Origin of the sequence: Candidatus Cyrtobacter comes (assembly GCF_034470605.1) — a bacterium.
GTDB classification, from domain to species: domain Bacteria; phylum Pseudomonadota; class Alphaproteobacteria; order Rickettsiales; family Midichloriaceae; genus Cyrtobacter; species Cyrtobacter comes.
Genome location: NZ_JARGYT010000133.1, coordinates 1 through 1517, shown reverse-complemented (window position 1 = coordinate 1517; position 1517 = coordinate 1). Strand labels below are relative to the sequence as shown.

Genomic DNA, 1517 nt, shown 5'->3' with positions numbered 1-1517 from the left:
GGAAACAACCTTTTATCCATCTAAATACCATATTTATCGCCTCCAATATAATATTGCATCTTTTCCATTATTTGGCAAAACCTTTGTTAACAGTGCCTAGGAAAAGCGATGATGCTGTATATTACATCATTAATAGGAATTGGGATTTTATTGATGCTTTCCCCGATATTTATCACATTAATGTTATTTGGTTATACAAAGTCAATTTTTGATTCATGGGTAAAGCAGTTAATCTCATTCATGATGCAGCCCATATTGGTCTTTATATCCATTACTATATTTATTACATTAATTATTGCTCTTCTACATATTACCTTGGGGTTCACTGCCTGTAAAACTTGTTTATTAGGTTTCTTTATACCAGAGGTTGTGGATATTTGTATATTACCAGGTTATGTACATCTATTAGGGGCTCATACTCCGCCGGATGATGCGTTTACTTCACCAATGCCATTTATGGTAGCTCTGGCATTTTTGGTGTTGGTGCAGGGTATGTATGCATTCTGCTCTTTCGCATCAAGTATTGCTTCTATAATTGCAACCGGTAGCTTTAGTACCATGGACCTTACATCTATAGCCCAAGCTTCTAACCCTATTACTAATGTTGCTGGAGTTGTTGCGGGCGCGCTGGGAATTGATGCTGCATCAATGCATGCAAGGGGAGGGGTAAGGGAGCAGGCTGCAAGAGTGGCAGCTAGTGGGTCAGGAGATAAGCCTGAGCAGGGAGATAAGCCTGAGCCGGGAGATAAGCCCGAGCCGGGAGATAAGCCTGAGCCGGGAGATAAGCCCGAGCCGGGAGATAAGCCTGAGTCGGGAGATAAGCCTGAGCCGGGAGATAAGCCTGAGTCGGGAGATAAGCCTGAGTCGGGAGATAAGCCTGAGCCGGGAGATAAGCCTGAGTCGGGAGATAAGCCTGAGCCGGGAGATAAGCCTGAGCCGGGAGATAAGCTTGAGCCTGGAGATGGGCTGGAAGATGGCGCTAAGCGCGATGATAATCAGGTCGAAAGCGAGCTGCTCAATGAGCAACGAAATGATAGCAAAGAAGGTGATCTTAAGCCTCAAGAACAGGCCGTTCCAGGGGATGTAGTAATGGATGGTGATCAGTTATATGATCCAAGGAGTAATAGCGATTCCGAGCCTCAAGCAGAAGCTAGGGGGGATGACGCTCTAAAGGATGAACTGGATGATAAAGATGATGTGGCTGATTCTAAGATCCCTGAAGATGGAGGTGCTGATTCCAAGATTCCTGAAGATGATCGTCTGGAAGAAAGGAGTGATGGGGTTGAGGATGGTCTACATGATCCAAGGGGGGATCCTCAAGATCCTAAAGATGATCCTAAAGATGAGAATATAGAGGTGCGGGATAAGCCAGCAGATGGTGATATAAAGTATGATGCTGTTGATCAGCCCATAAATGCTAGGCACTGTTAACAAAGGTTGTATTTAATAGATGCTAAAGCTATAAAGGCAAGGAAAGAGAGATCGGATTTCTCAAATCGTAATGCTAAGCGTCGATT

Annotated in this window: 1 protein-coding gene; it reads left to right on the top strand. The window is 44.3% G+C overall.

Annotation, left to right across the window (positions count from 1 at the left end):
- The first annotated feature begins 108 nt into the window (after positions 1-108).
- Entirely contained in the window at positions 109-1431 is a 1323-nt protein-coding gene (locus Cyrtocomes_RS06005) for a type IV secretion system protein (protein ID WP_322498280.1), read from the top strand.
- Positions 1432-1517 lie beyond the last annotated feature (86 nt).

What these genes read in the sequence shown, in the direction of transcription:
- Cyrtocomes_RS06005 (WP_322498280.1), top strand. Translation starts at nt 109, where the DNA reads ATGATGCTGTATATTACATCATTAATAGGAATTGGGATTTTATTGATG.